We start from the raw sequence: 14,827 nt of genomic DNA on the forward strand, positions 1-14,827 counted from the left end.
TATACTCTAATTACTTAATTTCAAGCACTATCTTTAAAAATGGTTAACTTAATAAAACTACACTTAAACTTTAGTTTGCTGAGCCAGCGCTTTTGCAATCGCCTTGCGCAGTGCTGAAGCCTCTTCAGAATCTGGTGTCGCTAATTTCAGTAATTGCTGCCAATAGTTAACTGCTTCATTGTATTTTTTACTTTCATAAGCATCTAAAGCAAGCATTGCTAAAGCATCTGGCTGATTAGGATTGCGTTGCAATAACTGCTCAAAAAGCGCACGAATATCTTCGTTAAATTGCTGATGATTTAATTGCCATAAACTATTGGCATAATAAATAGAAGACGCCTCATCTTGTGGATTTAATTGATGAGCTTTAGCAAATGCATCACCTGCAGCAGTCCACTCACCTTGACTTGAATAAAGGCGACCTAACAAGAACCAACCTCGTGCACTAGCAGGCGTATCATCTAAATGTGTTTTTAATTTAGCAATAAGTTCCTCAGGCGACTTTATCTTATCTAATAAGTCCTTTGCTCGTTGCTCAGCCAGTTCATTTTGCTTGTATTGTTGCCAAGCAGGAAATGCACCCCAACGATAATAAGCAACACTAATGATTAAGGCGAGGCTTATAATAAACGGAAGAAAACCTTTTTTTAATGTTTTTCCTAAAGGAAATATGATCAGTAAAATAGCAAAGCTTGCGAGTGTAATAAAACAGCTAATTAATCCCCAACTAATCATAATTGTTTTCGCTTAATACAGGTTCGCCAAAAAATAAGAAAGCCTAATGCTAGAAAAATAATAGGCCCATACCACAATACTACTGTTAACGTTTTTACGGGTGGATTAAATAATATAAAATCACCATAACGGGCTGTTAGATACTGAATAATTTCTGTGTCACTCTTACCTTCATTAACCATCGTATACACTTGATCACGTAAATCTTTAGCTAAGACAGCATTTGAATCAGCTAAATCTTGATTTTGACAAACTAAACAACGTAACTCTTTTAAAAGATGTTCAAATTGAGCACTCTGTTTAGGTGTAGGTAATGGATAAAGTGTATTGGCGCTAATTGTAGGTAACCATAAAAATATAAAAACACCGCAAAATAACTGTTTCATCCTTGCCCTTTCAACTGCTGAATACGAGGTAGAAATTCTTTGGTCCAAACCTCCTCATTTAAAACACCTGCATGGCGAAAACGAATAATACCCTTTGCATCAACTAAAAAAGTTTCAGGCGCACCATACACTCCTAAATCAATAGCAGCCTTGCCCGCTTCATCTGAACCTATTTTTCTATAAGGATTACCCCATTCTGCTAACCATTTTTTAGCGCTTGCAGGATTATCTTTATAATTTAAACCGAAAATAGGAACACCAACATCAGCTAGGCGTAGTAAAAAGACTTGTTCCTCACTGCAAGCCGAGCACCAACTTGCCCAAATATTTAATAAAGAGACGTCACCTTGCAAATCCTTAGCAGTTAACATTTTATTTTCACCATCAAGCAAGGGTAAATTAAAATTTGGTACTTGTTGCCCTAACTTTACTGAAGGTAATTTCTGCGGTTCTAAAAACAATCCACGTCCTAAGAAAACAGCTAATGTTGCGAATAGAACGAGTGGTATAAAACGCAAGACATATTTTTTCATAATAGACTTTCTCCTATGCTATTTAGAGCAGCCTTTTTTTGTTTTAGGTAATAACGTCTATCAGTCATAGCAAGCACGCCACCTGCTAAGATCATAAAACCACCGCCCCAAATAAAACGAATAAGCGGTTTATAATAAAGTCGAACAGTCCAGGCCTTATCATCCAAAGGCTCACCTAAGGCAATATAAATATCTCGAATGGGATTTACATCTATAGCTGATTCAGTCATAGGCATTTTACCCACATCATAAACACGCTTTTCGGGGAAAATAACTTTTATATGCTGGCCCTTGCGAATTTCAAAGCGAGCTTGATAAGCATGATAATTCGGTCCTTTAAGTTGCTTTTCCCTAAGGAAAGTAATGGTATAACCTTTTAAGTGGGTACGATCCCCTGGCGCCATTTTTATATCATCTTGGATGCCATAGCCTGTTGAAACGCTAATACCAATAACTGTAAAGGCTAGACCACAATGAGCTAAGACCATTCCCCAGAAAGATTGATTTAAGGTATACCAAGTTCTTTGTTTAGCTCTGATAAAAACAAATTTTGCGGTACTCAATAAAATCCAAGCTGCAAAAATCAAACCTAATAGAGTAGAAAAATCAATAGAATTTTCAAAGCAAACTAGCGCTAGCAAAGGCACTAAAAAGCTCATCAAGCCAATAACACCAAGCCGAGAAATAAGTCGTTGTGGTTTATCTTGTTGCCAATTTAGATGAATACCTAAACCCATAAGAAGTAAAAGAGGAATCATTAAAGGTACAAAAACAGCATTAAAATAGGGTGCCCCTACTGATAGTTTACCTAAACCTAAGCTATCTATTAACAAAGGATAAACTGTCCCCATAAGAACGGTAAGCATAATAACGACTAAAAAAACATTATTTAAAAGCAGAGCACTTTCCTTAGAAAAAAGACTAGGACTAATGCGACTTTGTAGGGTTTGCGCCCGAAATGTGAAAAGACTTAAGGAGCCACCAATTACAACGAATAAAAAACCTAGAATATAAATACCTCGTTGTGGATCAACAGCAAAGGCATGTACGGATGTTAATACGCCTGAGCGCACTAGAAATGTGCCAACCAAACTTAAAGAAAAGGCTGTAATAGCTAAGAGTAATGTCCAAGCTAAGAATTGTTGCCGCTGCTCACTTACCGCCAAGGAATGCAGTAAAGCAGTACCAACTAACCATGGCATAAAAGAAGCATTCTCAACTGGATCCCAGAACCACCAACCGCCCCAACCTAGCTCTCGATAAGCCCACCAGCTACCTAAAGTAATACCAGCAGTTAAACAACACCAAGCAGCCAAAGTCCATGGCCTTGTCCATTTAGCCCATGCCACTTCAAGTCGTCCTAGCCAAAGGGCTGCAATAGCGAAAGCAAAAGCCACTGAAAATCCTACATACCCCATATACAACATAGGCGGATGAAATAAAAAACCAGGGTCTTGCAATAATGGATTTAAATCACGACCTTCAGTATTTAAAAGTTGAAACTGTCTGGCAAAAGGATTTGATGTACATAAAAGAAATAGAATAAAACCAACGCTTAGCCAACCTAGAACAATTAAAACACGAACTTTGAATACTTGGGCTAACGATCGACTAAAAATACTAACAGACACCATCCAAAAGCTTAAGATGCTTACCCAAAGTAACATAGAACCTTCATGCCCACCCCAGACAGCGCATAACTTGTAAAACCAGGGTAGCAAGGTACTAGAGTTAGCTAAAACATAAATGACACTAAAGTCGTTGGTTAAAAAGCAGTAGGTTAAACAACAGTAAGCTAAAGCAATAAAAAAGAATTGGCCCAGTGCATAAACAGGTGCTGCGGAAATCCACTCAGGTTTATTTTTTATTAGGCCAATTAAGGGTATAATGCCAAGAGAACTTGCACAAATTAAAGCTAATACCAGGGAAAATAAACCAATCTCAGCAATCATCCTTCTCTACCTGCTTTTTCTTGTATCGATTTCCCTAAAGCATCTTTTACTTCAGGTGGCATATAATTAGCATCGTGCTTCGCCAATACTTCAGTTGCTTTAAAATGTCCGTTATCAAGCACTGTACCTAGAGCTACAATACCCTGCTCCTCCCGAAACAAATCAGGTAAAATACCACGGTAACTAACTGAGACGGTTTGCTTAAAATCAGTTAATTTGAATTGAACAGATAAACCATCAGTTTCACGTATTACACTTTTTTTCACAACCATTCCGCCAATACGAACTAATTTACCTTGTGGTGCTAAGCCTTGAGTTACTTGGCTTGGTGTATAGAAGAGACTTATATTTTGTCGCAATGCATACATAACCAGTGCGAGAGCCACAGCCATTATAATCAATATAAATAATATCATACTCAACTTTCGGCGTCGTAAAGCGTTCATTATTGTTTCTTAAACCATTGTTGTAACTTTTTTTTAGTTTGTAGTTGCTGTACTTTAATCCCTAAAAGATTCATGACTAGCACAATGCATACTAAACCATACGCAGGCCAAATATAAATTGAATAACCGCTCATTGCTAACCAAGTTATCAGTTTATTCATATACTTTCCTTTTCAACTAAATCCTTTACCCAATGTTGTCGACGCTCCCGTAGTAATAATTCATTTCTAGCTTTATATAAAACTACCCCTAGACAATAAAAGGAAAAACCTAAAATACTTATTAATAAAGGGTAAAGCATAGGCGCTGCTATTTTTGGTTTAGCAAAAACTGATAGTGTTGAACCTTGATGTAGGGTATTCCACCAATAGACAGAATAATGAATAATGGGTAGGTCAATTACGCCAACTAAAGCCAATATTGCAACAATTTTATCACCTTGGTCTCTATTACTAAATGCTCTACCTATCGCTAAAATTGCGATGTAAAGCAATAGCAAAATTAGCTCTGATGTTAGTCGCGCATCCCATACCCACCAAGCACCCCACATAGGCTTACCCCAGATACTTCCTGTAACAAGCGCGAGAAAAGCCATGATAGCACCTGTTTGCGCAAGGGTCATTAACATGATACCAGCTAGCTTAATCTGCCAGACTAACAATAATAAAGCACAAAATGCCATTGCAGCATATAATGCCATGGACATAAATGCCGTTGGAACATGAATGTAAATAATACGAAAGGCATCGCCCTGTTGGTAATCCGGAGGAGCAAATATTAACCCCCAAAATAAACCTATTACCAATAAAAAAGTCGTGACTATAGCTATTTTTGGCAACCAACGCCCAGTCAAGCAATAGAAAGACTTAGGTGATGCTAATTGATATAAAAATTTCCACATCGAAAGTTTAAGCTTTCAAAAAAAGACAAATTTTATCATGTATTAGACATGACATACTATAGTCTTACTAAACAAATTAAAATTTGAACTCCATTTAGTATAAATTCAATATAAAAAACTTGCCTCTTTCATAATGCACGTAGCTCCTGTCTTGAATAAAAAATTAAAGACAGGAGCTATAGCACTTCTATGTATCCAGTAACCTTTAGCCGGACTACGTCCTGAGGCTTGTCCGCGGATCCAGTGAGGTGGCTGGTTCCTGGATTCCGCAAACAAGCCGCGGAACGTAGGCATAGAGTTAAGCTAGCCTCGCTAGTTATAATCGTAACCTGAATGAAACATAGCAATGGTAGGCACAAGGTTGGGGCTAGGCATAACGCAGCCTAACAGTTTTAATCATACTTGTAGTCTACTATCATTTGTTGGGCTGCACTTCGTTTAGTCCAACCTATGCTGGTTAACTTGTTAAGCTAATTCTTATAATTGCTGCAATAGCAAAAGGGAGAAAGCAGCTACAAAGCAATGAAATTGCCAATAAAATAGCTAAAGTACCTGTTATTTGTGAAAATTCAAACATTTCTAAACTACTGCTACCGAATATCATAATAGGTAATGTGAGTGGCAATAAAATTAATGCCATCATAATACCTTTTTGTTGTAATTTAATGCTAAATGCAGCAGCTAATGAACATAAAGCTAAAATGGCAGGCGTACCAACAATTAAACTACTGACTAAAATCATTAATTCTAGTCCAGAAAAACGGAAGAATAATGCTAAAAAAGGGCAGAATATTAGTAACGGTAAAAGTGTCAATAGCCAATGCACCGCCAATTTAGCACTAACAATGATTGTTAGTGAGTAGCCTGAAGTAAGCCACTGCTCAATAACCCCTTCTTCGTAGTCCTGCATAAATAATCGATCTGATGCGAGCAACATAGCCAATAAAACAGCCACCCAGATAATCCCAGGAATAACCTGCTTTAAAATATCTATATTTGGAGGAAAAGTTAAAGGGAAGAAGACAACAATCATTATAAAAAACAGTATCGCATTCATTAGAAAACGAGGCTGTCGCATATTTAATAATAAATCACGTTTAAATTGTCTTTTAAAACACTGCCATGACGTTAACATAATTGATATTCCTGGCAATTTTTAAAATTTTTAGGTAAAGCTTGATGGGAGGTCATAATGATTAAACCACCTTGCGCAAGATGTTTGCTAAAACAACCCAATAAAATTTCTATAGATGTATTGTCTAATGCAATTAATGGCTCGTCCAATAACCAGAGCGGTGCTTTAGTCATTAAAAGACGCAGTAGTGCTACACGTCGTAGTTGTCCTGATGATAACTGTGAACAAGGCTTATCCATTAAATCTTGTAATGAGAGAAGCCTAAGAAACTTCGGTAATGAAGAGGTATTATGCTGCCATTGTAAATCGAAAAGGCAATTTTCTCTGACTGTTAATTGACTGCTTAAACCTAATTTATGGCCCACATAACATAAGCTTCGCTGATAACTAGCTAAATTGTTATAAATTGACTGACCTTGCCAATGGATATCTCCATGTAAGGGCTGCAATAATCCGGCTAATATTTTTAATAAGGTTGTTTTTCCTACCCCATTAGGCCCTTGTAAATGAAGTAATGTCCCTGATTCAATGCTGAATTGAATCTCATTTAAAAGCGGCTTTTCTTCATAGTCAAAACAAATAGAGCAAATATCAAGCATAAAGTGTAATAATAAATAGAACCATGAGACTATATAATGTCTTTAATAAGGTATGCAAATATTAATTTATGATTAAATCACTTAAATTGGTAAATAACTAGACTAAATTAATTTTTTAAATGAGAACCAATTCAAGCAAAACACTTGCACCAAAGTGCAGTCACTGTGATAATTATTTCCTTTTTTAATCAAGGGCTGCCATGGATTTTCTCGCACAATATGGTTTATTTGCTTTAAAAGCACTGACAAGCGTTATTGCGATTCTTGTGCTTTTTGCAGGATTATTAGCTTTAAGCAAAAAACATAAACCTAAACTGGAGATTACGCCACTGAATAAGCAATACGATGAGCTTAAACAGCGTATGTATCATGAGATAAAAGGTCATAAGTTAAAAAAGGAGAAAAAAAAGAAGAAGGAAAAAGCCTTAAAAGACAAACCTTCTTTATATGTCCTTGATTTTCATGGCGATATTAAAGCGTCTCAAGTTGAACAATTACGTGAAGTAATTACAGCCATTCTCTCTATTGCCAAAAAAAATGATGAAGTTGTTTTACGTTTAGAAAGCCCCGGCGGCTCAGTAAATGGCTATGGGCTTGCTGCCTCTCAGCTGCAGCGTATTCGCGATAGACAAATACCTCTTACAGTATGTATTGATAAGGTAGCAGCAAGTGGCGGTTATTTAATGTCTTGTGTTGCCAATCGGATTGTCGCTGCTCCGTTTGCTGTAATTGGTTCAATTGGTGTAGTTGCTCAATTACCTAATTTTCACCGTTGGCTTAAGAAAAACAATATTGATGTGGAATTAATTACTGCTGGCGAATACAAGCGTACATTAACCATGTTAGGTGAGAATACCGAAAAAGGACGGAAAAAATTTCAAGAAGAAATTGAAAAAATTCATCACGCCTTTCGCGATTATGTATTTGTCCATCGTCAACAACTTGATATTGATCAAGTATCTACAGGTGAACATTGGCTAGCCACGGATGCTTATAATTTAAAATTAGTTGATTATCTTAAGACAAGTGATGACTATATTATTGAAAGGATGAATGATTTTAATGTCTTTAAAATTAACAAACCAACTAAGCCATCCCTTACAGAAAAGCTATTTAGACCTGCTTTAAACATTCTACAACCTTGGTAATTAAATTTTATACGCTTTAAAAAACTAAAGGCGCCTAAGGCGCCTTAAATTGCTTAGCGGCGTTGACCACCTTGACCACCTTGACCACCTTGGCTACCACCTTGACCGCCTTGCTGACCACCTTGGCCACGACCACCTCGTTCGTCTTGCTGGCCACTTTGACCTTGTTTTTGGCCTTGACCGAATTTTTGGCCGCCTTGTTGGCTATTTTGACCTTGTTTTTGACCGCCGGACTGGTTTTGTTGATTCATATTATCTCTTTCCATGGTATATCTCCTTTTTTTAAGTAGTGTATTAACCATAGTTTAAGATTTCAGAAATGGCAAATCAGTTTTTTATATTAATTTAAAAAATTTGTTAAATAACTAGGAGTTGTATTTTTTAAAGCAATTTTCTGAGAGTTATGTATACTTTAAGAATAAGAAATAGATAGCATGGAGTTTAATTATGAGCGATTTTAAATCCAAGTTACCTAGCTTACAGGAACTTACGCATATGGCAGGTAAGCTATTTAAAGATGTAAAAAATAGTATCTCGGAAATTATTGGTGAATATAAGCAAAACCGAGCTGACGATGAGCAATCTGATAATGTAGACAATACAAACTCTACAGTTTCATCTAATGATGTTGCTGCAAAGCGCTCCACAACCTCTACATCATCTACGACCAATGATATACATCATGGAACTATTAACCAACCAAACACTAATACTACCACAAGCTCAACTTCAGCAAGCTCAACGCAACCACTTAACAGTACAGTGGAAGCTCAAACAGTAGAACCCCTTGATGAGCTTACACCTACAGATACCGGGGTAGGCTACCAATCTACTCCGAAAAAGACTACTAAGCGTAAGCCGAAAACAACACCAATGGAAGATAAATTATCTACTAACGAGTCAAATAAACCATCTACTAAGGTAAATTCAACCGATGTAGAGATAGAGCATCACGTTGATGAACAAAAACCTCTAAAAGATGACGTATTGTAAATTAGACCTCTTTCCAGTTTAGAAAGAGGTTTATTAATTATATTTGCCAATTTGAAATTTAAGCTCTCTCTGGCCGAGACAAACCGTATTTACGCATCTTTTCAACTAAGGTAGTGCGACGCATATTTAAATAATTAGCAGCGTGCGCAACCACCCAATCTGTTTCTTCTAAAGCTTGGCTAATTAATGCTAACTCCGTTTTCACTAAGTGTTCTTTTAAATTGATTCTATCAGCGCACACACCTTGGTTAGCTTTCTGCAATAATGTTTCACGCTCACTATTTAAAACCCCTGTATCAGCTGAATTACCGTCATCAGGCCGGAAACGACGTGGCAAATCATCAACATCAACAATATCATTGGGATATAAAATTGTTAATCGCTCAACTAAATTAGCTAGTTCTCTTACATTACCAGGCCAATCGTACTGTGCCAATGCATTAAGAGCTGCTGGCAACAATCTAACTCCAGGACGACGTTCCCCTTCAATTTTTGAGACTAAGTCATTAAATAATAAATGCAAATCTTCCTTACGCGCACGCAGTGGTGGCACTTCAATTGGAAAAACATTCAAACGATAAAAAAGGTCTTCTCTAAATTTACCTTCTTTTATAGCTTGCTCTAGATTACGATGTGTGGCTGCAATGATTCGCACATCTACAGCAATACTTTTATTACTTCCGACCCGTTCAAAACATCGTTCTTGCAAAACACGTAATAACTTTACTTGCATTGCTAAAGGCATGTCACCAATTTCATCAAGAAACAATGTACCGCCATGTGCTAATTCGAAACGACCTTGTCTTGAAGTAATTGCACCTGTGAAAGCACCTTTTTCATGACCAAACAATTCACTTTCTAACAATTCAGCAGGAATAGCCCCACAGTTTATAGGAACAAAAGGCTTATTAGCCCGTGCTGATAACGCATGAATATTACGTGCAATAACTTCCTTACCTGTACCAGACTCACCTAAAACTAAAACACTTGCTTCTGTCTTAGCGACTTGGCCAATTAGTTTTCTGACTTGACGAATTGCTTCACTGTTACCCACTAAACTTCGAAATAAAGGCGTACGATTTTCATAAGCGACAAGGTAATTAATACTCTCTAAAGCAATTTGGCATTTATGAAGCGCTTCAAGTATTTGTGTATAAGTAAAAGGAAAATGAAGAACAGCAATGACATTGCTAAAATCGGCGGGCACAGTAAATGACGGAGGCCCTATTAATACAACAGGCAATTTTGGCATTGTTGTTTTTAACTTTTGTAGAACGTCAATTGTCGCTTCAAAAGAAGTAAGCGCTCCTACAATGATAATTCGAGTATTTTTAGCATCAAGCTCAAAAGGAATCGTGCTATCAGTCCAGAAATTTGGCTTTTCTAAAAAGTCCATGATAGTGATAAGTTTTTCGCGACGTTGCTGATCCTCATCAATGATTAATATTTCCTCATTGATATGCATAACCTATCCTTGAGAAAGTAGCGTATTGTTATTCTTTGAGTATTAGTTAACGAACCCAACCTGTCAAATAAATGACACAAATATAATTCTTGTCAATAAATTTGACTATTAGGAAACTAACCATTTCAGCATAAATTACACACCTAGGCGCTGTTCATAGAACGCTAGCGGAAACAAGTGATTTGTGTAAAGGCATGACAACACTCTTTGCCAAAACAAAGTTTTTGGTTACCTATTGCTTTCGTCGCTGCGACATGCTTTTGAATAGAGAAACTACTTACTTTAAGATAGCCCATACGACGACAAAAGGAATAAGCCGCTCGTCGCCCACATCCGCGCACCCCATCATAACACCAAGCGACACGATATTCATTGTAACGTGGGTAAACAAAGCGACGATAACGATAATGATAAGCTTTTGGTGGTTTATGTAATTGATAACCTACACAACGAATTGTTTTAAAGCCATTACATCGCCAACCTTTACATCGTTTAGGGCAAGAGATGTAATTAGTTAAGCCTACATTATGAGCAATTCGTTGCTGATCAGCACGCGCATATCCCATCATCTGGCAATATCGATTCGCTACTGGTAAACCACAATTAACGCCCCCAACCATACAATAATCTAGGCGCTGGCCGTGATAATAGGGCTGCCAAAAATTACGATAGAAAAGTTGTGAACGTTGCACAGCATAAACACTTTGCATTAGCAGTAACAATAGAATACAAAGTAAGCTTTTATAGTAAACATTTCTTTTCACAATCTAAAAATCCTTATAAACTTAAATCCAACGTTATTTATGAACCTATTTAATTAACGTGAGTTCGACATAAAAGAGACCTAGGCTCTTTTATGGCGCTAAACGAACGTTATCCCGTAAAATGCGAAGCATTTATACGGGATCTAGATTAAATATAACTAAATTCGACATAAACTATAGCAAATATAGTTTATGTCGAATTCACGTTAATTACTCATCGTAGCTGATGGTAATAAACAAAAAAAGAAGTTACTTTAAAAAAATCTTAAGTTTCAAGAGCTATTCAATAATTTAAAACAATGTTTGCTATACCTAAGAGATCTTTAAGTGAGTTAATGACCTCATCGCTTGGCGTTATCCACCATTGTTGCGGTAAGCTCAGCAGCCCTTGTGCCTTTTCATTACAATATTTTATTTGGACAGCGCACTTGCCAGGGCTAGAAGATAAAATAGTTCTTATCCTGGTAATCAATGCATTATCACTTGTCTCATTTACAGTGAGAATTAATGATTTGGCAAAACGAGTTCGTGCTTCACTAATAGAAAAAAGTTGCGTCGCTGTCATTCTAGCGTTTCCACTAAATTCATCATGAGCCACTTCTCCTTCAGAAAAAATCATCTGGCCTACCTGTAAAGGTATTGATAATGCTTCGTAGATTTCTGAGAAAATAACAACATCTATTTTGCCCGTTGCATCTTCTAAGCTAGCAATGACTAATTTTTTACCTCGTTTAGTGATAATTCTCTTTAATGAAGTTATTAAACCACATAGACAAGCTTTTTTAACTAAGGCGGTATTTAAACGAATAATGGGTGTAGTATAAGCCTTAAATTCATCCATATATTGTGCAGCTGGATGGCCAGTCAAATAAAACCCTAATGTTTCTTTCTCACCATCCAAGCGTTGCATAGTAGGCCAAGGCTTACACTGTAAATACTCTTCCTCTTCATTTCCTACTTCTTCAAATAAAGAAAATAAATCGGCTTGGCCTGTTGTTAAATTTTGTTGTGCTTTATCTGCCAATTTTAATGCTTTTTCCAACGATTCAAAAAGAGCAGAACGCTCTACTTGCCAATCATCCATAGCACCACTTTTGATTAATGCTTCTAGCACACGGCGGTTAACTTTTCGTAAATCAAGGCGACGGCAAAAATCAAATAAACCTTTATAAGTCCCATGCTGCTGCCTTTCATTCACAATACAAGAAATGGCTGACTCACCAACGCCTTTTATTGCACCTAGCCCATATAAAATAGTTTGCTCTTGGGTGACAGTAAAAGTGAAGTTAGATAAATTAACTGAGGGTGGTAAGACTTTTAAGTTCATCTGCTTACTTTCGTTAATAAAATTAACTACTTTGTCTGTATTATCCATATCTGAGGATAATACCGCAGCCATAAAAGCAGCTGGATAATGTGCTTTTAACCATGCTGTTTGATAAGCTACAAGCGCGTAAGCAGCTGAATGTGATTTATTAAAGCCATAGCCTGCAAATTTTTCCATTAAATCAAAAATGTAGGTTGCCGTATCTTTTTCAACCCCTCTGGCAACAGCACCTTCTGTGAAAATAGCTCGTTGTTTAGCCATCTCCTCAGGTTTTTTCTTTCCCATTGCCCGTCTTAGTAAATCCGCTGCACCCAACGTATAATTTGCCAAAACCTGAGCAATCTGCATGACCTGCTCTTGATATAAAATAACGCCATAAGTAGGTTTTAAAATAGATTCAAGATCAGGATGCGGGTATTCAACTTTTGCACGCCCATGTTTACGATCGATAAAGTCATCCACCATACCTGACTGTAAAGGACCAGGACGAAAAAGCGCTACAAGTGCAATAATGTCTTCAAAACAATCAGGTTGTAAGCGATTAATAAGTTCTTTCATACCGCGAGATTCTAACTGGAACACCGCTGTAGTTTGACAAGCTTTAAGCAAATTAAAGGTCGCATTATCATCAGTAGGAATTAGAGCAATATCAATTTCTTCTTCCTGCTTATCCCGCTTTTGCTGATTAATGATTTTAAGCGCCCAATCAATAATTGTTAAGGTACGTAAACCTAAAAAGTCAAATTTAACCAAGCCCACCGCTTCAACATCATCTTTATCAAACTGACTTACTATTTGCTGTGAGCCTTCTTCACAATAGATAGCAGTAAAATCAGTAAGCTTAGATGGCGCAATAACAACCCCGCCCGCATGTTTACCCGCATTACGCGTCACTCCTTCTAATTTTAAAGCAAGATCAATAAGCTCTTTAACCTCTTCTTCCTCTTGATAGCGCACGCGCAGCTCTTCCTCATCCTGCAAAGCTTTTTCAAGTGTGATACCAATTTCAAATGGGATTAATTTAGCAATTTTGTCTACAAAGCCATAAGGATGGCCTAAGACGCGGCCTACATCACGTACTACAGCTTTGGCCGTCATTGTACCGAAGGTAATGATCTGAGAAACGCTTTGCCTACCGTATTTTTCTGCAACATAGTCAATGACTCTGTCTCGTCCTTCCATACAGAAATCAATATCGAAATCAGGCATAGACACACGTTCAGGATTTAGAAATCGTTCAAAAAGTAACTCATAGAGTAAAGGATCAAGATCCGTTATTTTAAGTGCATAAGCTACTAAAGAACCTGCACCTGAACCACGTCCTGGTCCAACAGGCACGCCATTTTGTTTGGCCCATTGAATAAAATCAGCAACAATTAAAAAATACCCAGGAAACCCCATGTTATTAATAACATCAAGTTCTATCTGTAAACGTTTGTCATAAGGAATACGTTTAACTGCAATTTCTTCCGCAGATTGACTACGGAAAATTATTTCTAAGCGTTCTTCTAGGCCTTTCTTCGCTAATTGTGACAAATAACTATCAACAGTAAAATTGGCAGGTATGGGAAATGTAGGTAAAAAATTGTTACCTAAATCTAATTTAACTGTACAACGCTGACTAATCTCTACCGTATTTTGAATTGCCTGGGGTAAATCTTTAAATAAAGTTGCCATTTCTTCTGCTGAACGAAGATATTGCTGCGAACTATATTCTTGCGTGCGTCTTGGATCAGCTAATGTGCAACCTTGATGGATACATACTCGTGCTTCATGGGCATCAAAATCATTTTTATCTAAAAAACGGACATCATTAGTAGCAACAATAGGTAGATTTAGCTCTTCAGCAACATCTATTAAACGTTCATTGTAAAGTGATTCTTCAGGCCTTCCTGTTCTTTGTATCTCTAAATAAAAACGATTTGGAAACAACTTGGCAAAATGGCGACTTAATTCATAGGCTTGCGCAAGATCATCTGCCAAAAGTGCTTTACCTATAATTCCTTTATAACCACCTGATAAAACAATTAAACCTTCAGCAAATTCCTCTAACCATTCGTATTGAACCCGTGGTTGGCCTTGATATTGCCCTTCTAAATAAGCTTTAGAAATTAAACAAGTTAAATTGCGATAACCTATATTGTTTTGACAAAGAAATAATAGTGATGAATAAGTATTAGGTTGCTCTTGAAAACAACAAGGCAAATCACTACCAAGAATAGGTTTTACGCCATTATCCACAGCTGCTTTAAATACTTTGACTGCAGCAAATAAATTACAAAAATCTGTAATGGCAACTGTATTCATCCCCCTCTTAATAACAGCCTTCATTAAAGGTTTAATACAAACTAATCCATCAACTAAAGAAAATTCTGTATGTAAACGTAGATGAACGAACTGCGATCGCATAAGAGAAGTAGTCCTAACATGAGTATTTAAGCAA

Annotated in this window: 15 protein-coding genes; 2 read left to right on the forward strand and 13 right to left on the reverse strand. The window is 36.9% G+C overall.

Annotated elements, in window-relative coordinates:
- Positions 1–63: 63 nt before the first annotated feature.
- The 9 genes from E1P04_RS12655 to ccmA all read right to left on the reverse strand — a co-directional run bounded on the left by E1P04_RS12655 (position 64) and on the right by ccmA (position 6,687).
- Positions 64–735, reverse strand: a complete 672-nt coding sequence (locus tag E1P04_RS12655) for a tetratricopeptide repeat protein (protein WP_131783270.1) — start codon at positions 733–735, stop codon at positions 64–66.
- A complete protein-coding gene (locus E1P04_RS12660; protein WP_131783271.1) occupies positions 732–1,121 on the reverse strand; it encodes a cytochrome c-type biogenesis protein in 390 nt (129 codons plus the stop codon). The genes E1P04_RS12655 and E1P04_RS12660 overlap by 4 nt, the downstream gene beginning before the upstream one ends.
- Complete coding sequence (locus tag E1P04_RS12665) at positions 1,118–1,654, reverse strand: DsbE family thiol:disulfide interchange protein (RefSeq protein ID WP_131783272.1); 537 nt, start codon at positions 1,652–1,654, stop codon at positions 1,118–1,120. Before E1P04_RS12665 ends, E1P04_RS12660 begins: the two co-directional genes overlap by 4 nt.
- On the reverse strand, positions 1,651–3,606 hold the full coding sequence (locus tag E1P04_RS12670) for a heme lyase CcmF/NrfE family subunit (RefSeq protein ID WP_131783273.1): 1,956 nt from the start codon (positions 3,604–3,606) through the stop codon (positions 1,651–1,653). Before E1P04_RS12670 ends, E1P04_RS12665 begins: the two co-directional genes overlap by 4 nt.
- The gene (ccmE, locus tag E1P04_RS12675) at positions 3,603–4,052 is read right to left on the reverse strand and encodes a cytochrome c maturation protein CcmE (RefSeq protein WP_131783274.1); all 450 of its coding nucleotides are present in this window, start codon (positions 4,050–4,052) and stop codon (positions 3,603–3,605) included. Before ccmE ends, E1P04_RS12670 begins: the two co-directional genes overlap by 4 nt.
- Positions 4,052–4,213, reverse strand: coding sequence for a heme exporter protein CcmD (gene ccmD, locus E1P04_RS12680; RefSeq protein WP_131783275.1), 162 nt, complete (start codon positions 4,211–4,213; stop codon positions 4,052–4,054). The genes ccmE and ccmD overlap by 1 nt, the downstream gene beginning before the upstream one ends.
- Positions 4,210–4,953: a heme ABC transporter permease CcmC gene (gene ccmC / locus E1P04_RS12685; protein ID WP_131783276.1), complete on the reverse strand. Its 744-nt coding sequence runs from the start codon at positions 4,951–4,953 to the stop codon at positions 4,210–4,212. The genes ccmD and ccmC overlap by 4 nt, the downstream gene beginning before the upstream one ends.
- A 457-nt stretch (positions 4,954–5,410) precedes the next feature.
- On the reverse strand, positions 5,411–6,088 hold the full coding sequence (ccmB, locus tag E1P04_RS12690) for a heme exporter protein CcmB (protein WP_131783277.1): 678 nt from the start codon (positions 6,086–6,088) through the stop codon (positions 5,411–5,413).
- The gene (ccmA, locus tag E1P04_RS12695; protein ID WP_131783278.1) at positions 6,082–6,687 is read right to left on the reverse strand and encodes a cytochrome c biogenesis heme-transporting ATPase CcmA; all 606 of its coding nucleotides are present in this window, start codon (positions 6,685–6,687) and stop codon (positions 6,082–6,084) included. The genes ccmB and ccmA overlap by 7 nt, the downstream gene beginning before the upstream one ends.
- A gap of 200 nt (positions 6,688–6,887) precedes the next feature.
- On the opposite strand from ccmA, the gene sohB reads away from it, so the two are divergent.
- Positions 6,888–7,835, forward strand: a complete 948-nt coding sequence (gene sohB, locus E1P04_RS12700; RefSeq protein ID WP_131783279.1) for a protease SohB — start codon at positions 6,888–6,890, stop codon at positions 7,833–7,835.
- Positions 7,836–7,888: 53 nt separating this feature from the next.
- On the opposite strand, the gene E1P04_RS12705 is transcribed toward sohB, so the two are convergent.
- Positions 7,889–8,101, reverse strand: coding sequence for a hypothetical protein (locus E1P04_RS12705; RefSeq protein WP_207386026.1), 213 nt, complete (start codon positions 8,099–8,101; stop codon positions 7,889–7,891).
- A gap of 181 nt (positions 8,102–8,282) precedes the next feature.
- Here E1P04_RS12705 and E1P04_RS12710 point away from each other — a divergent pair, with 181 nt between their 5' ends.
- Entirely contained in the window at positions 8,283–8,828 is a 546-nt protein-coding gene (locus E1P04_RS12710; protein ID WP_131783280.1) for a hypothetical protein, read from the forward strand.
- A gap of 58 nt (positions 8,829–8,886) precedes the next feature.
- Here the strand turns inward: E1P04_RS12710 and E1P04_RS12715 are convergent, their stop codons facing one another.
- From E1P04_RS12715 to dnaE, 3 genes are all read right to left on the reverse strand, one after another.
- The gene (locus tag E1P04_RS12715; protein ID WP_131783281.1) at positions 8,887–10,293 is read right to left on the reverse strand and encodes a sigma-54 dependent transcriptional regulator; all 1,407 of its coding nucleotides are present in this window, start codon (positions 10,291–10,293) and stop codon (positions 8,887–8,889) included.
- Between the two features lie 164 nt (positions 10,294–10,457).
- On the reverse strand, positions 10,458–11,057 hold the full coding sequence (locus E1P04_RS12720; RefSeq protein WP_242604460.1) for a hypothetical protein: 600 nt from the start codon (positions 11,055–11,057) through the stop codon (positions 10,458–10,460).
- A gap of 283 nt (positions 11,058–11,340) precedes the next feature.
- On the reverse strand, positions 11,341–14,793 hold the full coding sequence (gene dnaE, locus E1P04_RS12725; protein ID WP_131783282.1) for a DNA polymerase III subunit alpha: 3,453 nt from the start codon (positions 14,791–14,793) through the stop codon (positions 11,341–11,343).
- Between the last annotated feature and the right edge of the window lie 34 nt (positions 14,794–14,827).

The organism is Legionella gresilensis (assembly GCF_900639865.1).
In the GTDB taxonomy this organism is placed as follows: Bacteria; Pseudomonadota; Gammaproteobacteria; order Legionellales; family Legionellaceae; genus Legionella_C; species Legionella_C gresilensis.